Here is a 20196-nt window from a genome sequence, read left to right as displayed (position 1 = left end):
TTATGAATAGAAGTTTTTTTAGAATAGCAATATTCTTGCTCATTTCAGTGCCTTTTATAAGTATGGCACAAACCGCAAATAAAAAGAAACCTAACATCATTGTTATTCTGGCCGATGACATGGGTTATGCTGATATTGGTTGTTTTGGTTCAGAAACTAAAACACCAAACCTCGATGAAATGGCGGCTAAGGGTTTAAAAATGACCCAATTTTATAATGCTTCTCGGTGTTGCCCAACAAGAGCTTCTTTGTTAACAGGTCTTTATCAGCATCAAGCAGGAGTTGGGGATATGATGAATACCAGGAAAGAGCCAGCTTATCAAGGTTACTTGAACAAAAATTGTGTAACCATTGCCGAGGCTTTAAAACCTTATGGTTACACCACATTAATGGCAGGTAAGTGGCATGTTGGTCAGGCGCCAGAAAACTGGCCAGTTAAAAGAGGCTTTGACCGTTATTTTGGTTTAATAGATGGTGCAGGCAGTTATTTTGGGCCATATCCTTATCGCCCAAAACAAAAGTTAACCATCGCTTTAGATGACAAAGAATATACACCAGGTAAAGACTATTACTCTACCAATGCCTATACAGATTATGCTTTAAAATTTATTGAAGATAACAGTAAAACTAAAAAACCTTTCTTTTTATATTTAGCTTATCAAGCGCCACATTGGCCATTACAGGCTTTGCCAAAAGACATTGCCAAATACAAAGGCAAATATATGCAAGGTTGGGATAAATTGCGTGAAACTCGTTTCAAAAAGATGCAAGAAATGGGCATCATTCCTAAAAATATCAAATTATCTCCAAGAGACAGCAATTTGCCAGAATGGAATTCTTTATCTCAAGAAGAAAAACTCAATTGGGATGATAAAATGGCGGTTTACGCTGCAATGCTTGATTGTATGGATCAAAATATTGGTCGGATTAGAAAAAAACTAAAAGATCTTGGTGAGGATAATAATACGGTAATTATGTTCTTGTCAGATAATGGTGCAAGTAACGAAACCATTAATCCGAACGGATTTTTACCTGATATTTTTCAAAGTAGCAAAAAATTAGCAAGTGACCCAACTTCTTTTACAGCTTATGGTTTTGAAGGTGCAAACGTGAGTAATACGCCATTTAGGTTATTTAAACACTGGGAATATGAAGGTGGTACAGCAACGCCATTTATCGCCTATGGCCCAAATTTGGTTAAACCGGGTATTACTTCTCATCAACCAGGGCATATTATAGATATCATGACTACTTGTTTAAATCTTGCGGGTGCAAAATATCCATCCATTTATAAAGACCAGCAAATTAAACAAACCGCAGGTATAAATCTTATTCCCTTATTTAAAGGACAAAAATGGGCTGGTCACAATGCTTTGTTTTTTGAACATGAAGGCAATCGTGCGGTTAGGCAAGGGGATTGGAAATTGGTTTCGAACTACCCTGATAACGAATGGCATTTGTTTAATATGGTAAATGATAGAACAGAGTTGAATGATTTAAGTAAATCTCAACCTAAAAAAGTTCAAGAATTGATAACCCTTTATAACAATTGGGCAGAGAAATCTGATGTGATTTCTTTTGAGAAACTAGCCACTAAAAAAGGAGAAGGGTATTAGGAAAGTGGTATATAATTAATTTAAATAATTTTTGAAAATTGTCATCTTGAGCGTAGTCTAAGCCTGCCTGCCGGACAGGCGGGGATTTAATTTAGAGTCTTCGACTACGCTCAGACTGACAGCTAATTGTACAGCACTGTACAGGAAAGACAAATAGTAATTTATTCGCATTTTACAACACACTCAAATACTAACCAAATTGAAATTAAAATTCGCGCTAACAAAATCACTATTGCTATTTGCCTTTTTGGCAATTAATTGCTCCAATTCGCTTGCGCAGCGACAAATGGAAAAATTAGATAGGGGACTGATCGCCATGCGACAAGGAACTGACTCGGTTTATGTAGGTTGGCGTTTATTGGGAACAGAACCAGATGAAATTGCTTTTAATCTTTACCGTAAAGCAGGAGAAAAAACAGCTTTTAAACTCAATAAACAACCCATTACTGAGAGTACAAATTACCTAGATACCAAAGTAGATTTCAGCACTGCTAATACTTATTTTATAAAAGCAGTTATTAATGGTATCGAACAACAGGCTAGCAAATCATTCGTGTTGCCAGTAAATGCTCCTTCACAACAGTATTTAGACATTCCTTTAAGAACACCAGTGGGTTATTCTCCTAATGATACCTCTGTTGGCGATTTAGATGGTGATGGCGAATACGAATTAATTGTACATCAAACTGGCCGTGGTAGAGATACACCTTCAAATGGATTTACCGATCCACCCATATTTCAGGCTTATAAATTAGATGGTACTTTTTTATGGGAGATTAACCTTGGCAAAAACATCCGAGAGGGCGCACATTATACTCAGTTCATGGTGTATGATTTAGATGGCGATGGCATTGCAGAATTTGCTTGTAAAACAGCTGATGGAACCAGAGATGGTAAGGGAAAAATAGTTGGAGACTCAACCAAAAATTGGGTAAACCGATTAGGGAAAATTTTAGAAGGCCCCGAATACTTTACCATTTTTAGTGGCAAAACTGGAGAGGCATTAGCGACAACTGATTACATTCCGGCTAGAGGCGATTTAGGGGGTTGGGGCGGAAGAGGTGGTAATGGTAAAAATGACAATACAGGTAATCGAGTTGATCGTTTTAATGCTTGTATCGCTTATTTAGATGGTGTTTATCCAAGTGTAATCATGTGTAGGGGTTATTATGGTAGAACAGTTTTGGCTGCTTGGGATTGGAGAAACGGAAAGTTAACCTCTCGTTGGGTATTTGATACAAAAGATGGCAAAAACCCATATTCTGGGATGGGCAATCATGGTTTAAGCGTAGCTGATGTAGATGGAGATGGCAAAGATGAGATTGTTTATGGAGCTATGGTAGTTGATGATAATGGAAAGGGACTGTTTTCCACAGGTTTAAGACACGGAGATGCTTTGCATGTAAGTGATTTGGATCCTGAAAGACCTGGCTTAGAAGTTTTTGGTGTGCACGAAATTGAGGAAGGCACAAAAGGACCAGGAGCTGCACTTTATGATGCCAAAACGGGAGAAGTTTTATGGGGCGGCTCAGATGATGAAGATGTAGGTAGGGGTGTAGCAGACAATATTGATAATACTAGGGTTGGTGCGCAAATGTGGTGGTCGGGTTCTAATGGATTATTTGATATGAAAGGAAATAGAGTGGGCGAAAATCCTCGTTCTACCAACTTTTTAATTTACTGGGATGGCGACTTGTCTCGTGAATTATTAGATGGAAACCATATAGATAAATACAATGCAGGTAGGTTATTTACCGCAAACGGTTATGTTTCTAACAACGGAACTAAATCTACTCCAGCTTTAAGTGCAGATTTATTTGGTGATTGGAGAGAGGAACTGATACTTCGTGCTTACGATAATAAAAGCTTGAGGATTTTTACTACTACCATTCCTACAGCACATAGAACATATACTTTAATGCATGATCCGCAATATCGTTTAAGTATTGCTTGGCAAAATGTTGGTTATAATCAGCCGCCACACACTGGCTTTTATTTTGGTTATGGGATGAAAAAGGCACCAAAACCTAACATCGTTTTAGTTGAACCTAAACAACATTAAAATGCGTTTATTTTATCAAATTTTATTTTGTTTTTGCTTGGCTCTGCCTACTTCGCTTTTTGCACAACGTGAAATGGAAGATTTGGGTAGAGGTGTTGTAGCTGTTCATCTCCCTGGAGATAGCGTGTATGTAAGTTGGCGTGTTTTAGGAACAGATCCCGATGATATTTCTTTTAATATTTATAGGAAAACGAATCAAGAAAAGCCGATTAGATTAAACAAAATGCCAATAACTGGTGCAACTATTTTTACAGATAAGGTTGTAAATTTTGCTAACCAAAATGAATGGTTTGTTAAGCCAATTTTAAATGGTAAAGAACAGGCAGAAAGTGCCGCATTTACCTTACAAAAAAATACGGAGGCCAAGCCTTATTTGTCTGTTCCTTTAAAAACCTTAACAGGATATACACCTAATGATATTTCTGTAGGTGATTTAGATGGGGATGGAGAATATGAAATTGTGGTGCATCAAGTTGGTAGAGGCAGGGATAATAGCCAAGCGGGTTTTACAACAGAACCTTTGTTAGAAGCCTATAAATTAGACGGCACATTTTTATGGCGAATTAATTTAGGTAAAAACATCCGCGAAGGTGCACATTATACCCAATTTATGGTCTATGACCTAGATGGAGATGGCAGAGCCGAAGTTGCTTGTAAAACAGCTGATGGAACTATTGATGGACAAGGTAAAGTGATTGGAGATTCTACCAAAGATTGGAGAAATCGAGCCGGTTATATCTTAGCTGGTCCTGAATTTTTAACCGTATTTGATGGTTTAACTGGAGCGGCAATTAACACCACGAATTTTATTCCGCAACGTTTTTCTAATGAAAACCCTACCGTTAGCGAACTAAAAAGTTTTTGGGGAGATGGTTATGGCAATAGAATGGATCGTTTTTTGGCAGCCATTGCCTATTTGGATGGCAAACACCCAAGTTTGATCATGGCTAGAGGTTATTATACCAGAACTTTTGTTACCGCTTGGGATTTTAAAGGTAAAACATTACAAAAAAGATGGACTTTCGATAGCGGAGAACCTGGAAATAGAGGTTATGGCGGTCAAGGAAATCACAACCTTAGCATTGCTGATGTAGACCAAGATGGTAAAGATGAGATTGTTTATGGTGCAATGACCATTGATGATGATGGAAAAGGTTTATATACCACTAGACTTGGTCATGGAGATGCATTACATGTAAGTGATTTAGATCCAGATAGACCCGGATTAGAAGTGTTTGACATTCAAGAGCGTTTTTCTGATGCTGGCGCACATTTTACAGATGCAAAAACAGGGGAAGTGTTATGGAAAAAAGCTTCTGTAAAAGCAGGCGATGATGGCGAAGGACCAGGAAGAGGATTGTCTTTAAATATTGATCCAAGATATAGAGGCTCTGAAAGCTGGGTGGCAGGAGCTGGAATTACTGGAATGTTTGATGCTAAAGGCAATAAGATATCTATTTACACACCAAGCGTAAATTTTGGTATTTTTTGGGATGGCGATTGCCAAAGCGAATTGTTAAACTCTACCTCAATTGATAAATGGGATTATGAAAATTCAAAAACCATTCGCCTGTTAAATGCAAGAGATTATAATTGTCTTTCTAATAATGGCACGAAATCTACTCCAGCGCTCTCAGCCGATATTTTAGGAGATTGGCGTGAAGAGGTTATTTTTCGCACAGCGGATGCCCGTGAATTAAGAATATTCACCACTACCATTCCAACTACCCATCGTTTTTACACCTTTATGCATGATCCACAATATCGTTTAAGTATTGCCTGGCAAAATGTAGCCTACAATCAGCCCCCACATACCAGCTTTTACATAGGCGATGATATGAATAAACCACCAGAACCAAATATTAAACTAATTAAGTACCACACAAAGAATGATGAGAACTAAAAAGAACATACCTAGAATAATGCGCCTCTTGTTAGGATTGATTTTGATGAATGCCGTATCGTATGCACAGGTTAGGGTAATCAACAACTTCGATAAAAATTGGACTTTCATTCAAGAAGATGTAAGCGAGGCGAGCAAAGCAGAATTTAATGATTCGAAGTGGAGAAGATTAGATGTGCCACACGATTGGAGTATTGAAGGCGCTTATGATAAGGCTAATCCAACTGCACGTGGTGGAGGATATTTGCCTTCAGGGATAGGTTGGTATCGCAAGAGCTTTTCCTTAGATGAAACAATGGCTAAAAAGAGAATCACCATCGAATTTGATGGTGTTATGGCCAATAGCGATGTGTATATCAATGGCTTTCATTTAGGTAAGCGTCCTTATGGTTACATCAGCTTTACCTATGATTTAACCAAACACCTCAATTTTGGCAAAGGAAAAACAAATGTAATTGCAGTTAAAGCTGATAACACTGTTCAACCTGCCTCACGTTATTATACTGGTGCGGGTATTTATAGGCACGTTCGTTTAGTGGCAACTGATCAGGTTCATATTGAAAATTGGGGCGTTTATATTACTACAGATGATGCCACTGCTGCTAAGGCAACGGTTAAAGTGCAAACCAGTGTGATAAATGAGACTGTTAAAGCTACTCAAGTTACTATTGAAACTACTATTTTAGATCCTGATGGTAAAATTGTTAAAAGCGCTCAAGCAAAACAAAATGTAGAAGCAGGTAAATCCTTTCAATTTAAACAGGATATCGCTGTTGCCAATCCAAAACTGTGGAATTTAGAAACGCCATCACTATATAAAACCTTAACAAAGGTTAGCATCGCTGGAAAAGTAATCGATGATCAATTAAATACTTTCGGTATTAGGGCTTTCAAATTTGAAGCTGCAACAGGTTTCTGGCTAAACGGTAAAAACTTTAAACTAAAAGGTGTTTGTTTACACCATGATGGTGGCGCGGTTGGCGCTGCGGTGCCATTGGCCATTTGGGAAAGTAGGTTAAAACAATTAAAAGAAGTTGGTGTAAATGCCATTCGTACCGCTCATAATCCTGTTGCCCCAGAGTTTTTAGATTTATGTGATCAAATGGGTTTTGTGGTAATGGATGAAACTTTTGATACTTGGAACTCGGCTAAAAATAACGGAGAAAAAGGATATAATCGCTTCTTTACCGAATGGTGGGAACGAGATACTCGTGACATGGTGATGAGAGATCGCAACCATCCATCCATAGTAATTTATAGTGTTGGAAACGAAATTCATGATGATTTAAATAGTCCCGCAGGTTTCAAAAAATATACGGATCAGCAAGATTTAGTTCATCAATTAGATCCGAGCCGCCCTGTTACTATGGCCTTATTCCGCCCTGCGAATTCTAAAGTTTATACCAATGGCTTTGCAGAAATAATGGATGTTGTTGGACAAAACTATCGTGAAAATGAATTAGTTGCTCTGCATAACCAAAAGCCAAGCTTAAAGGTAATTGGCACAGAAAACACACACGTTTTAGTCCAATATTTGGCTTTAAGAGATAATCCTTTTATGGCTGGACAGTTTTTATGGACTGGTTATGATTATTTGGGAGAGGCAGATTGGCCAGAAGTGACCAATAATCAAGGTTTGTTTGACCGTGCAGGTAACTGGAAAAATCAGAGTTTACAAAGACAAAGCTGGTGGGCAGAAAAACCAATAGTTCATATTGTAAGAAAAGAAGAGAATGCAGGTGCCGGTGCTTGGATTAACAATTGGACCCCAACTGATTTTGATACTTATGATGATTCTAAAGTTGCTGTTTATAGCAATTGTAATGAAGTAGAGCTATTTTTGAATGATAAGTCTTTAGGTTCTAAAACAAAACCTGCAGACGATTCTCCACGTTTGTGGGATGTAACTTTCGAAAAAGGAACATTAAAGGCGGTAGGAAAAAATAAAGGTAAAGTGGTGGTAACTGAAGAATTGAAAACTGCTGGTAAACCTGCCAAAATTGTATTATCTGTAAATAAGAATCAAATCAACAATAGTTGGGATGATGTAGCTTTTGTGACCGCAAAAATTTATGATGCAGATGGTAATCTTTGTCCAAATGCTGATGAATTAGTTAAATTTGATGTCTCAGGCGCAGGTTTTATAACAGCTGTTGATAATGGAAATGTAGCGAGCCACGAATTGTATAAAGCTACACAACGACATGCTTATCGCGGTTCTTGCATTGCTTTTGTAAAGGCAAATGAACCAAATGGAAAAATTACAGTCAAAGCAACAGCTGATGGATTAGAAAGTAGTTCCATTAGTTTAGAAGTAAAATAAAAATGTAAACTCCATAGTTGAGATAGAATAATAAAAAGACTTATCGATTTCTATGTGTCTACCTGCCGGCAGGCAGGTGTGGTAAAATTTAAGTATAATGAAAATGAAAAAGAATAAACTATTTATCATCGCAGGAATCATTACGATGATGTCCTCATTAGCGTTTATCGTTCAACGTAAACCAGCCTTACATACGATAGGTGATTCTACGGTTCGCAACTCTAACAAAGAAACATGGGGGTGGGGAACACCAATCGCAGCCTTATTTGATACGACTAGGCTACATGTAGAAAACAATGCCATGGCAGGTAGAAGTACCCGAACTTTTTTGTCTGAAGGTAGATGGGATAAAGTTTTAGAAACCTTAAAACCTGGAGATTTTGTAACTATGCAATTTGGTCATAATGATGGAAGCGCACCAGATACTACAAAAGCTGGGCGTAGAGGAGTTTTAAGAGGGATTGGAGAGGAAACTAAAGTGTTAACCTGGCCAGATGGGAAAGTAGAAACCGTACATACTTATGGTTGGTACATTAGAAAATTTGTTCGCGAAACCAAGGCAAAGGGGGCTGTACCGATTGTGGTTTCTATGATACCTAGAAATCAATTTAAAGATGGGAAAGTTTTACGTGCTGATCAGAATTTTGGTAAATGGGCTTCAGATGTGGCTAGAGAAGAAAATGCCTTTTTTGTGGATTTAAATAAGCTTACTGGAGATAAATATGATGCAATGGGGCCAGAGAAGGTAAAAGCATTTTTCCCTGGCGACCATACTCATACCAATTTAGAAGGAGCTAAGCTAAACGCCCAATCGGTGATAGAAGGTATTGAAGCACTAAAAGATTGTACACTTAAAAATTATATTAAAAAATAGATGTCAGTCTGAGCGTAGTCGAAGACCATTCGCAAATCCCAGCCTGTCCGGTAGGCAGGCTTCGACAAGCTACCGATATGAAATCGGTACAGGTCAGGATTGACAATTTATAATAAGAATATACAAAAATCAAAAATGAAAACAAAATACTTAAGCCTAGGACTAATCACTGCATTTATCGTTCTTTCTTCATGCATTGTTTTAAAACAAAATGAAAAACCTACCTTATTTTTAATCGGAGATTCTACCGTTAAAAACGGAAAAGGAAAAGGTGATGGTTCTTTATGGGGTTGGGGCAGTTTTATTGGAGAACTTTTTGACACCAATAAAATAAATGTAGAAAATAATGCGCTTGGCGGAACGAGTAGTCGTACTTTCCAAACAAATGGTTTATGGGAACCAGTTTTAGCCAAGATTAAAAAAGGAGATTTTGTCATGATGCAGTTTGGGCATAATGATAGTAGTCCATTAGATGATACAGCTCGTGCTCGTGGAACAATTAAAGGAATTGGTACAGAAAGTAAAGAAATCTTTAATCCAATTAAGAAAAAGCAAGAAGTAGTTTATACTTATGGCTGGTATCTGCGCAAGTTTATCAATGATGTTAAAGCAAAAGGAGCTACTCCGATTGTATGTTCTTCCATTCCTCGAAACCCAGTAAAAGATGGTAAAGTTGTTTTGGCAAATGATAGTTACGCTAAATGGGCAGAAGAAGTTGCAAAAGCGGAGCACGTAGATTTTATTCCTTTAAACCAGTTGATAAAAGATAATTATGGTGCCGCTAGTGCGGATTTAGTTAAGACTTATTTTACCGAAAAGGACCATACGCATACCAATGAAGCAGGCGCTAAACTAAATGCTTCCCTTGTTGTTGCGGGTTTAAAAACACTGAAGAATTCTAGGTTGAATAAGTATTTAAAGTAAAAAATTAACCACATTAGGAACATAGGACACATAGAAGGAAATTTGTTTTGGTTAGAAAATGCCATAAAATTGAAAGGAATGCTCATTAAAAACTATGTTATCTATGTGCCTACCTGCACTGCCTGCATGCAGGTGTGGTAAATCAATAAATGAATTACTACCACAAATATGTTACGCTTTAGAGACCCTTTCAAAGACTTGTGTTCGGCTCTTTTAATAGGTTTTTCTAGTTATTACAGGACACTACAGGTTGCCCATATCTCCATTAAAGCTTAATATAGTAGCTTCTAACCAAATATAGTGTGTGTTTAATCGCATTCACTTAATATTGATATGCTGATAAATCTATTTAAGTTGAAACACTGGCATTTACTTGCTGTTTTATTTCTCTTCTTGCTTTCTAACGCTGCACAAGCCCAAACCATTTCTGTACAAGGTAAATGGCGATTTAAAATCGATGCCAATGATGAAGGTTTAAAGGCAAAATGGTTTAATATCGTTCTTCCAGAAACTATTAATTTACCGGGTTCGATGAATGAAAATTTCAAGGGAGAAGACATCACGCTTAAAACAAAGTGGACTGGAAGTATTTATGATAGTTCTTATTTTTATAATCCGAGTTTGGCTAAATATCGTCAAGCCAATAATATTAAAATTCCATTTTGGTTAACACCTAACAAATATTACACGGGAGCAGCTTGGTATCAAAAAGATATTCAAATCCCGACAGATTGGAATGGGAAAAGAATGGTTTTATCATTAGAATATCCCCATTCAGAAACAAGAGTGTGGATTGATGATGTAGAAATCGGCAGTCAATATACTTTTGTGGTAGCACAAAACTTCGAGTTACCAGCTAATTTAAAACCTGGCAAACATACTATTACTTTGCAAATTGATAACAGGATAAAAGCTATCAATGTTGGTCAAGATTCGCACAGTTTAACCGATCATACCCAGGGAAACTGGAATGGCGTTGTAGGTAAAATGTTTATTCAAGCTGGTTCTCCAATCTATTTTGAAGACATTCAAGTTTATCCTGATTTAAAACGCAAGGTTGCCAAAGTTAAGATTCAATTAAAGGCAGGTCAAAATATTTCATCGACAGGAAACATTACCTTATCAGCCACAAGTTTCAATACCAAAGAAATTATAAATGTTAAGGCACTAACTAAAGCATATTCAATTACAAATGGAAATGGTTCACTAGAAATTGAGTTGCCAATGGGCGGTAAGATCGTAACATGGGATGAATTTGACCCAGCACTTTATCGCTTAAGAGCATCGTTAGTTAGCAAAGATGGTAAAAAGGACGAAAGACAAGTTCAATTTGGGATGCGTGAATTTAAAGCCGTAGGTAGAAGTTTTCATGTCAATGGTCGTCCGGTTTTTTTACGTGGAACCGCTAATAACTGCGAGTTTCCCCTAACGGGATATCCATCAATGGACGTGGAATCATGGCTTAGGATTTTTAAAATATCAAAGGCTCATGGATTAAACCATATGCGTTTCCATTCTTGGTGCCCACCAGAAGCTGCATTTATAGCTGCCGACTTAATTGGTTTTTATTTACAACCTGAAGGTCCGAGTTGGGCAAATCATGGAACTTCTATCGGTAACGGAAAACCTATCGACCAGTTCATTTACGATGAGACTAATCGCATGACCAAAAATTATGGCAATTATGCCTCTTTTTGTATGATGGCTTATGGAAATGAACCTAGTGGGAGACAAGTAGAATACCTAACCAAGTTTAACGATTATTGGAAAGCAAAAGATTCTAGAAGGTTGTACACTGGAGCTTCAGTAGGTGGTAGTTGGCCAGTTATTCCAAATAACGAATTTATGGTTAGGGCAGGAGCAAGAGGTTTAGATTGGGGCAGAAAACCTGAAAGCATTTCTACTTATGCTAAGCAAATTTCACAATTCACAGTTCCTTTTGTAGCCCATGAGATGGGACAGTATTGTGTGTACCCGAACTTTAAAGAAATTAAAAAATATACAGGAGCTTATAAAGCTAAAAACTTTGAGTTGTTTGAAGAAGATTTGAAAGACCATAATATGGGCGATCAAGCAGAATCATTTTTAATGGCTTCGGGTAAATTACAAGCGCTATGTTACAAAAATGAAATAGAAAAAGCTTTAAGAACACCAAATTATAACGGTTATCAGTTACTGTCTTTAAATGATTATCCTGGTCAAGGCACTGCATTAATTGGTGTATTAGATGCCTTTTGGGATGAAAAAGGATATATCACCGCTAAAGAATTTAAGCGCTTTTCTAACAGTACTGTCCCATTAATTGAGGTGCCTAAGTTTGTTTATACGAGCGATGAAAACTTTGAACCGAAAATTGAAATAGCGCATTGGGGGAAAGCTCCCATAGATGCAAAAATTACAGCTAGGTTAATAGATGAAACTGGTAAAGTAGTTTTTACTTTTAAATGGGGTCCAAGAACATTGCCAGTTGGGGAGATTACTCAAATCGGTTCTCTAAAATATTCATCAAACCCAATTACCAAGTCTAGAAAACTAAAATTAGAAGTTGCTATTGATGGAACTGAATTTGCCAACGATTGGGATTTTTGGTTTTTCCCACCCTCACTTCCCGAAGTTAAAACTGATGTTTACTATACGACTGATTTGGATGATAAAGCAAGAGCGGTATTAAACAGCGGAGGAAAAGTGTTTTTAAATGCAGCCGGAAAAGTAATCAAAGGAAAAGAGGTGGTTCAAACATTTTTACCAGTATTTTGGAATACTTCTTGGTTTAAAATGCGTCCACCACATACTTTGGGTTTTGTGGTTGATCCGAAGAATCCAGCATTTGCTGAATTTCCAACGTCTTATCACAGCGATATGCAATGGTGGGAAATCGTAAATAGAACCCAAGTAATGAACTTGGAAGATTTCCCGAAAGGATTTAAACCTATCGTTCAGCCAATTGATACCTGGTTTTTAAATCGCCGTTTGGCTATGATTTTTGAAGCAAAAGTTGGCAATGGTAAATTGATTGTATCAAGTGCTAACCTATCATCAGATTTAAAGGGAATGCCAAGTGCGCAACAATTGTATTATAGTTTACAGAAATATATGGTTTCAGACCAATTTAACCCGAAATTTAACGTTGACTTTAATGTTGTAAAAGACATTTTTGAAACACCTTCAAAACAAAAGTTTGAGACTTTTACTAAAGATAGTCCAGATGAACTTAAACCTAAGCCAAATTCTAATTAATTTCATAAAATTCATCCTAATGAAAAGAACAATCCTAGCTACAATCATATTATTCGCCTTAATATCACAAGGTTTTGCTCAAAAAATCCCATCTCAATCGAAGGTTTTAAAAGTTTTAAAACAAACCAATGCTTATTTCATGAATAAGTGGCCAGATGCTGGAAAATCTATTTTTACCAACAAAGAAAGACCAAGCAACATTTGGACAAGGGCCGTTTATTATGAAGGGTTAATGGCTTTACATCAAATTAATCCTGATAAGGAATATTATGATTATGCTGTGCAATGGGGTGATAAACATAAGTGGGGATTAAGAAATGGCATCCAAACTAGAAATGGTGATGATCAGGCTTGTGGACAAACCTATATTGATTTATATAACATCGACCCAAAACCAGAAAGAATAAAAGACATTAAAGCTTCAATGGATTTAATGATTAAATCTGGAAAAGTTAACGATTGGACTTGGATTGATGCCTTGCAAATGGCGATGCCTGTATTTGCGAAATTAGGTGTTTTAACAAAAGATGATACTTATTATGAGTACATGTATAAAATGTATATGCACACCAAAAACGTAGAAGGTGGAGGCTTATACAATGCAAAAGATGGCTTATGGTGGAGAGATAAAGATTTTGTGCCACCTTACAAAGAGCCAAATGGTAAAGATTGTTATTGGAGCAGAGGAAATGGTTGGGTAGTTGCTGCCTTGGTTAAGGTGTTGGAAATTATGCCAGAAAATGCACCTCATAGAGATGAATATTTAAAAACCTATCACGAAATGATTAAGGCTTTAGTGCCTTTACAACGTGAAGATGGTTTCTGGAATGTGAGTTTGGTAGATCCAACTCATTTTGGTGGTAAAGAAACTTCTGGAACAGCGTTGTTTGTTTACGGAATGGCTTGGGGTGTAAATAAAGGCATTTTAGATAAAGCCGTTTACAAACCTATTATTGCCAAAGCTTGGAACGGTATGACTAAAGAAGCGGTTCAAAAAACAGGTTTTATTGGTTACATGCAAGGAACAGGGAAAGAGCCAAAAGATGGTCAGCCGGTTAATTACACCAGTATGCCAGATTTTGAGGATTATGGTTTAGGTTGCTTTTTATTAGCTGGAACAGAAGTTTATAAGTTGAAAAAATAGTAATGATTAAATCTGTAACAGTAGCATTAATTTTATTATGCAGTTCATTTATTGCTAATGGGCAATCCATTGGCAATTATAAATCTGGTTACAAAAAAACAGGAAATGTATTGTCGTTTTTAACAACCAATGGTGAGGTTAAACTAGAATTCTGCACACCAGAAGTTTTTAGATTAAGGGCAAGCTGGAATGGTAAGTTTGAGGCACAAGAACAATTGATGGTTACTAAATACAATTGGCCTTTGGTAAATACTAAAGTTGAAGATAAAAAGGACCATTTTTTGTTAACCACGGCAAAGCTGATGGTTAAATTATATAAAAGCCCATTTAAGGTTGATGTTTTTGATGCAAACGGTAAATTATTAAGCTCAGAAGTTAATGGAGCAATCACAAAAGAAGGAACCGCAGTTGGTGTAACCAAAAAATTAGCCGCTGATGAACACTTTTTCGGCTTTGGCGAACGTATGGATTTTATGGATCGCAGAAGCAAAAAAGTGAACTTAAATGTGGGTAGAGGCAAAGGTTTACCACACGCAATTGGCGCTTACAATATCTTAGAAGCTAATTATTGCCCTATTCCGTTTTTCATGAGCACAAAGGGTTATGGCATATTTTTACACAACTCGTTCGCCACCTCGTGGGATATGGGAGCTGATAAAAAAGACCAATATAGTTTCAAAGCGGCTGATGGTGAGTTGGATTATTATTTTATCTACGGACCAAACTTTAGAAACATCTTAAATAATTATACTTCAATTACTGGTAAATCGCCAATGTTGCCGCAATTTGCATTGGGCTTACATGCTGGTACTTATAGCGGTGGTACTTGGAGCCATGAAGAAAAAACATCTGATCACTATGTGGTAGAATTAGCTAAAAAATATAGGGAATTAGGCATTCCGGTAGATTTATTCTGGTTAGATTCTACTTGGCGTTTATTCGGTGAAAATGGAGGTAAGGGTGCTACTACTTTCGAGTGGAGAGAAACTTTTAAAAATCCAAAATCGATGTTCGATAGCATTTATGCCATGAACTATAAAATGGTTGGCTTACACATTAGGCCAAGGTTTGATAATGCTAAAAAACTAAACCTATTAGACCAAGCTAGGGCAAAAGGATATACCTACCCAGAAAATGGTAAACCGGGAGAGTTTGTTAATTTCTTCGATTCTGCTGCTGTAAAATGGTGGTGGGATAATGGTGTGAAAAGAGTGGCAGATCTTGGTGCTAAATTTTTAAAAACAGATGAGGGAAGTGCTTTTGGTGCTTTGGCTAATGAAAGTGAAAAAGTGGGACCAAAAGGTAAGATTGCAGAACGATTACATAATGTTTTTCCGATCGCTTATGCAAAAGCACCTTTCCAAGAGTTTGAAAAATTCAATGGATTTAGAGGTTTAAATCAAACCAGAGAAGGTTATTCGGGCATACAGCGCTATCCATATATTTTTGCAGGCGATTGGCCTAGCGAATGGCAATATTTTGCGCCAGTTATTAAAGCTGGTTTAAATGTTGGTTTATCTGGCGTTGGTTCTTGGGCACATTGTATGGGGGGGTTTGAGCATCAAGCCGATCCAGAATTATATATTAGATGGGTTCAGTTTGGGATGTTTAGTCCAATTGCATTGGTTTTTGGAATGGATCATCCTGGTTACAAAGAACCTTGGAAATACGGAGATGATGCCTTACGTAATTTCAAAAAATACGATTTATTGCGTTACCGTTTATTTCCTTACATGTACACGAGTATGCATCAGCAATATGAAACAGGTGTGCCAATTATGAGGGCTCTAGTTTTAGATAACCAAGAAGATGAAAATGTGTATGAGATAGCAGATCAATACATGTTTGGCGATAACTTAATGATTGCTCCAGTAACTACAAAGGGAGCAATTACTAGGTCGGTTTATTTGCCAAAAGGTACTTGGTTTAATTATTGGACTAATCAAAAGTATGAAGGTCAAAAATATCATCATGTGGTAGCACCACTAGATACCATTCCAATTTTTGTGAAGGGAGGAAGTATTATTCCGATGCAGCCAGAAATGAAATACACCGGAGAAAAACCTGTTGATGTAATTACGCTAGATATTTTCCCTTATGGCGATTCAAAATATGATGTGTATGAAGATGATAATTTAAGTTCGGCCTACAAAACTGGAGATTTTGCCATTACAACCATCACTTCTTCTTTAAAAGCTGATGGTTTGACCATTAAAATTGCTAAACCTGTAGGTAAATTTAAGCCAACACTTCATAAATATGAATTAAGAATACATTGGACAGGAGAAACTCCTCCAAAAGTGATGCTAGAAAATGAAGTAAGTATCGCTCAAACTCAGTATTCCGGATTTATCGGGCCACGCTATAATTTGAAAGATAAAACGCTAACTATAAAATCAAGAGCCAATAATTTGACTGATATTACTTATAAAATCAATTAAAGATGAAAACTGCATTTAAAATGAAGCTTAAGCCAGGTTTTACAGCTGAATATAAAAAACGTCATGACGAGATCTGGCCAGAATTATCAGCTTTGCTAAAAGAAAATGGTGTTAGCGATTATACCATATTTTTAGATGAAGAAACAAATATCTTATTTGCTGTACAACAACAAAATGGTTCTTCATCACAAGATTTAGGAAGTACAGCTATTGTACAAAAATGGTGGGCTTATATGGCAGATATCATGGATACAAATCCAGATAATTCTCCAATTAGCAAACCTTTGTTGGAAGTATTTCATTTAGATTAATTTTATTATAGGGATGTCATCCTGAGCTTGTCGAAGGATTGTTGATAAGGTCTTCGACAAGCTCAGACTGACAATAATCTTAATTAATAGGCAAAGTTGTCATACGTACCTTAAATCGAACATATACCAAATATCACACTATGAAAAGATTTTTTTCTATCCTTATTATCACCTTATCCATTACCATTTCTTCAATGGCTCAAACCACTAAATCAGTTTGGCCGGTAATGGAAAAACAAATGAAACCTTGGGTTCGCTGGTGGTGGATGGGTAGTGCAGTTGATGAAAAAAACCTTATTCAGAATTTAACCACTTATCAAAAAGCAGGAATAGGTGGGGTAGAGATTACGCCGATTTATGGCGCTGTAGGTTATGAAGCTAGATACATTGATTTCCTATCGCCAAAATGGATGGATATGTTAAGGTTCACCGTAAATAAATCTACTAGTTTGGGTTTGGGCGTTGATATGAATACAGGCACTGGTTGGCCATTTGGTGGGCCACAAATCAAACCAGAAAATGCAGCTACTAAACTGATTACTCAAAAATACAATTTAAAAGAAGGCGAGAAATTAAATGAACCTATAAAAGTTAAAGAAGCTAAACAAGAAGTCGCCAAATTACAAGCCTTAACCGCTTATGGCCCTAAAGGAGAAATACTAAACTTATTAAACCAAGTAGAGGCAAATGGTAATTTAAACTGGTCGCCCAACAAAGGCAATTGGGAAATATATGCGCTATTTGCTGGCAAAACACGCCAAATGGTTAAACGTGCAGCACCGGGGGGTGAAGGTTTTACTTTAGACCACTTGGATAAAAGTGCTGTTAATGTTTACCTTAAAAGATTTAATGATGCTTTTGGAAATAAACCTCAAGGTATCAGGTCGTTTTTTAATGATAGTTATGAAGTTTATGGCGCCAACTGGACACCCACTTTTTTTGATGAATTTAAAAAGAACAGGGGATATGATCTTAGGAATTACTTAAGGGAGTTAGTAGGGGATGATGGAAATAAAGAAACCATCGCAAGGGTTAAATCAGATTACCGTGAAACCATGAACGACTTATTGTTAAACAACTTTACCAAACCGTGGACAAATTGGGCGCATCAGTATCAATCCTTAACTAAAAACCAATCCCATGGTTCGCCAGGTAACTTATTAGATTTATATAGCGCAGTAGATATTCCTGAAACAGAGACTTTTGGCTCTAGCTATTTTCCAATCTCAGGTTTGCGAAGAAACAAAGAAGACATACGAAATGTAAATCCAGACCCTATGATGAGCAAGTTTGCTTCTTCTGCGGCACATACTACAGGTAAAAAACTGGTATCATCAGAAACTTTTACTTGGTTAACAGAACATTTTAAAACCTCATTCTCTCAATGCAAACCAGAAGCAGAACAACTGTTTCTTTCTGGCGTTAACCATATCTTTTACCATGGTACAACAAACTCTCCTTCAGATGCGGTTTGGCCAGGTTGGTTATTTTATGCATCGGTTCAAATGAACCCCACAAACAGTTTATGGCCGCAAATAGGTGGATTAAATAATTACATTGCTCGTTGTCAATCTGTATTACAGGCCGGCAAGGCAGATAACGAATTATTAATTTATTGGCCAGTATATGATGTTTGGAACCAAGCTAAGGGATTAGATATTGCCTTAAAGGTACATGATGTTGATGATTGGTTACACCCAACACCATTTTATAAACTAGCTACTAGCCTGTCAAAAACTGGTTATTCATTTGATTTTGCATCAGATCATTTATTATCACAATCAACAGTAGCAAATGGTTTAGTTAAAACAGCGGCAAACGCATCGCCATATAAAGTATTAATCGTTCCACAATGTGAGATGATGGATTTAAATACCTTGAATAAAATTATAACAATGGCTAATGCAGGTGCAACCGTTATATTTCAAGAATTACCAAAAGATGTTCCGGGTTTAAATGATTTAAGCGTAAGACAATCGCAATTGAAAACAGCCCTAGGTAAATTGGCATTTGTGGGTTTAACAGACGGAATTAAACAATTTAAGACGGGTAAGGGGCAAATCCTTTTGGCTAGTGATATTCAAAAAGCGTTGACTTATAAAACAATTAAAAGAGAAGAATTAACAGATTCCGGTCTGCAATTTATTCGTAGAGCTATTACTGGTGGAAAATATTATTATGTAGTAAATCATACTGCCAAAGCCATTGATGCTTATTTGCCTGTTAATGAATCTGGTTACGTATTATTTATGGATCCATTGAATGGAACTTATGGTTTAGCTGCTACAAAGGTAGAGAAGGGGCAATTGAAAACTAGATTTCAATTAAAATCTGGTGAGAGTATCATTTTGAAGATTACAAAAGCAAAACCCGCAGTGACTAATTTATGGAATTACTTACAAGCACCAGGAACAGCGCTTGCTTTCACTAACCCATGGAGCTTACATTTTTCGCAAGGCGGGCCTGCATTACCAGCTGATCAAAAACTAGAAAAATTAATATCGTGGACTGAGTTACCTGATGAAAAATTAAAATCTTTTTCAGGAACTGGAGTGTATACTACAAGCTTTAATCTGCCAGCAAAAAATGCCAAGGAATATGTGTTGAGTTTAAATCAAGTAGATGAGAGCGCAAGGGTATTTATTAATGGGCAAGAAGTGGGCATATTGTGGAGTATTCCTTTTGAGGCTAAGGTAGGGAAGTTTTTAAAAGTGGGTAATAACACCATAAAAATTGAGGTGGTAAATTTAATGGCCAATCGCATTCGCGATATGGATATCAAAAAAATAAAGTGGAGAAATTACCATGAAATCAATTTTGTAGATATCAACTACAAGGATTTTGATGCTGCCAAATGGGATATTATGCCTTCAGGATTGCTTGGGCCAATAACAATAACACCTTACAACTAAGAGAAGTTTGAATTATTTTTATTTTTTTTAATAAAAAAGTGTTTAAACTTCAGTGTAATATATCAAGCTAAATCGTTTTAAAACGCATATTAAAGTCCTGTTATGTTTTGTGCTAATATTTTATAATAAATTGACAGGATAGTACAGGACAGAATTTTGTTTATTAAATTTTACATTTAGAGAGTTAAAATATTAACCAAATAACCATTAACCAAATATTAAAAGTTAACGTAAGTTAACATGCTTGTATGAAATAATTATACTCTATATTCTTAATCAAAACATGAACAATCTATCGATTAAGAAATCCAGTTTTTATTTCATTTAAATCAATTCAGGTGTGTAATCATATTTGCTTTGGTTTATTTTTTTCAATTTTTTTTAATCGTCAGTTTGACGTTTATTAAGTTGAGGAAGCAATAAAGGATAAAAATAACAGGAAACACATT

The 20196-nt window shown here is 36.5% G+C and carries 11 protein-coding genes; all 11 read left to right on the top strand.

What is annotated here, in order from left to right:
• Positions 1 to 2: 2 nt before the first annotated feature.
• The 11 genes from EZ428_RS08410 (at position 3) to EZ428_RS08360 (ending at position 19747) form a co-directional block, all read left to right on the top strand.
• Positions 3 to 1616, top strand: a complete 1614-nt coding sequence (locus EZ428_RS08410; protein ID WP_131552707.1) for an arylsulfatase — start codon at positions 3 to 5, stop codon at positions 1614 to 1616.
• A gap of 286 nt (positions 1617 to 1902) precedes the next feature.
• A complete protein-coding gene (locus EZ428_RS08405; RefSeq protein ID WP_165501739.1) occupies positions 1903 to 3678 on the top strand; it encodes a rhamnogalacturonan lyase in 1776 nt (591 codons plus the stop codon).
• A gap of 1 nt (position 3679) precedes the next feature.
• Positions 3680 to 5581 (top strand): rhamnogalacturonan lyase, encoded by a 1902-nt coding sequence (locus EZ428_RS08400; RefSeq protein WP_131552706.1) that lies wholly within the window; start codon positions 3680 to 3682, stop codon positions 5579 to 5581.
• Positions 5568 to 7904, top strand: coding sequence for a glycoside hydrolase family 2 TIM barrel-domain containing protein (locus EZ428_RS08395; protein ID WP_131552705.1), 2337 nt, complete (start codon positions 5568 to 5570; stop codon positions 7902 to 7904). Before EZ428_RS08400 ends, EZ428_RS08395 begins: the two co-directional genes overlap by 14 nt.
• A gap of 103 nt (positions 7905 to 8007) precedes the next feature.
• Positions 8008 to 8778 (top strand): rhamnogalacturonan acetylesterase, encoded by a 771-nt coding sequence (locus EZ428_RS08390; RefSeq protein ID WP_131552704.1) that lies wholly within the window; start codon positions 8008 to 8010, stop codon positions 8776 to 8778.
• Between the two features lie 135 nt (positions 8779 to 8913).
• On the top strand, positions 8914 to 9702 hold the full coding sequence (locus tag EZ428_RS08385) for a rhamnogalacturonan acetylesterase (RefSeq protein ID WP_131552703.1): 789 nt from the start codon (positions 8914 to 8916) through the stop codon (positions 9700 to 9702).
• A gap of 354 nt (positions 9703 to 10056) precedes the next feature.
• Positions 10057 to 12939, top strand: coding sequence for an exo-beta-1,4-galactosidase (locus EZ428_RS08380; protein WP_225871024.1), 2883 nt, complete (start codon positions 10057 to 10059; stop codon positions 12937 to 12939).
• A 19-nt stretch (positions 12940 to 12958) separates the two neighbouring features.
• Positions 12959 to 14083 carry a glycoside hydrolase family 88/105 protein gene (locus EZ428_RS08375; protein ID WP_131552701.1) on the top strand — a complete coding sequence of 375 codons (1125 nt, stop codon included), beginning with the start codon at positions 12959 to 12961 and terminating at the stop codon, positions 14081 to 14083.
• A 2-nt stretch (positions 14084 to 14085) separates the two neighbouring features.
• On the top strand, positions 14086 to 16524 hold the full coding sequence (locus EZ428_RS08370; RefSeq protein WP_131552700.1) for a glycoside hydrolase family 31 protein: 2439 nt from the start codon (positions 14086 to 14088) through the stop codon (positions 16522 to 16524).
• A gap of 2 nt (positions 16525 to 16526) precedes the next feature.
• The gene (gene rhaM / locus EZ428_RS08365; RefSeq protein WP_131552699.1) at positions 16527 to 16835 is read left to right on the top strand and encodes an L-rhamnose mutarotase; all 309 of its coding nucleotides are present in this window, start codon (positions 16527 to 16529) and stop codon (positions 16833 to 16835) included.
• A 140-nt stretch (positions 16836 to 16975) separates the two neighbouring features.
• Positions 16976 to 19747, top strand: coding sequence for a glycosyl hydrolase (locus EZ428_RS08360; RefSeq protein WP_131552698.1), 2772 nt, complete (start codon positions 16976 to 16978; stop codon positions 19745 to 19747).
• The last annotated feature ends 449 nt before the right edge of the window (positions 19748 to 20196 follow it).

The sequence above is a fragment of the Pedobacter frigiditerrae genome, assembly GCF_004331645.1.
GTDB classification, from domain to species: domain Bacteria; phylum Bacteroidota; class Bacteroidia; order Sphingobacteriales; family Sphingobacteriaceae; genus Pedobacter; species Pedobacter frigiditerrae.
The sequence above is the reverse complement of the archived record's forward strand: the minus strand, read 5'-3'. Positions and strand labels throughout refer to the sequence as shown.

Excerpts from the sequence above, each read along its gene's own strand:
- EZ428_RS08385 (WP_131552703.1), top strand. The coding sequence starts at position 8,914 with ATGAAAACAAAATACTTAAGCCTAGGACTAATCACTGCATTTATCGTT.
- rhaM (WP_131552699.1), top strand. The coding sequence starts at position 16,527 with ATGAAAACTGCATTTAAAATGAAGCTTAAGCCAGGTTTTACAGCTGAA.
- EZ428_RS08360 (WP_131552698.1), top strand. The coding sequence starts at position 16,976 with ATGAAAAGATTTTTTTCTATCCTTATTATCACCTTATCCATTACCATT.
- EZ428_RS08390 (WP_131552704.1), top strand. The coding sequence starts at position 8,008 with ATGAAAAAGAATAAACTATTTATCATCGCAGGAATCATTACGATGATG.
- EZ428_RS08405 (WP_165501739.1), top strand. The coding sequence starts at position 1,903 with ATGGAAAAATTAGATAGGGGACTGATCGCCATGCGACAAGGAACTGAC.
- EZ428_RS08395 (WP_131552705.1), top strand. The coding sequence starts at position 5,568 with ATGATGAGAACTAAAAAGAACATACCTAGAATAATGCGCCTCTTGTTA.
- EZ428_RS08375 (WP_131552701.1), top strand. The coding sequence starts at position 12,959 with ATGAAAAGAACAATCCTAGCTACAATCATATTATTCGCCTTAATATCA.
- EZ428_RS08400 (WP_131552706.1), top strand. The coding sequence starts at position 3,680 with ATGCGTTTATTTTATCAAATTTTATTTTGTTTTTGCTTGGCTCTGCCT.
- EZ428_RS08370 (WP_131552700.1), top strand. The coding sequence starts at position 14,086 with ATGATTAAATCTGTAACAGTAGCATTAATTTTATTATGCAGTTCATTT.
- EZ428_RS08410 (WP_131552707.1), top strand. The coding sequence starts at position 3 with ATGAATAGAAGTTTTTTTAGAATAGCAATATTCTTGCTCATTTCAGTG.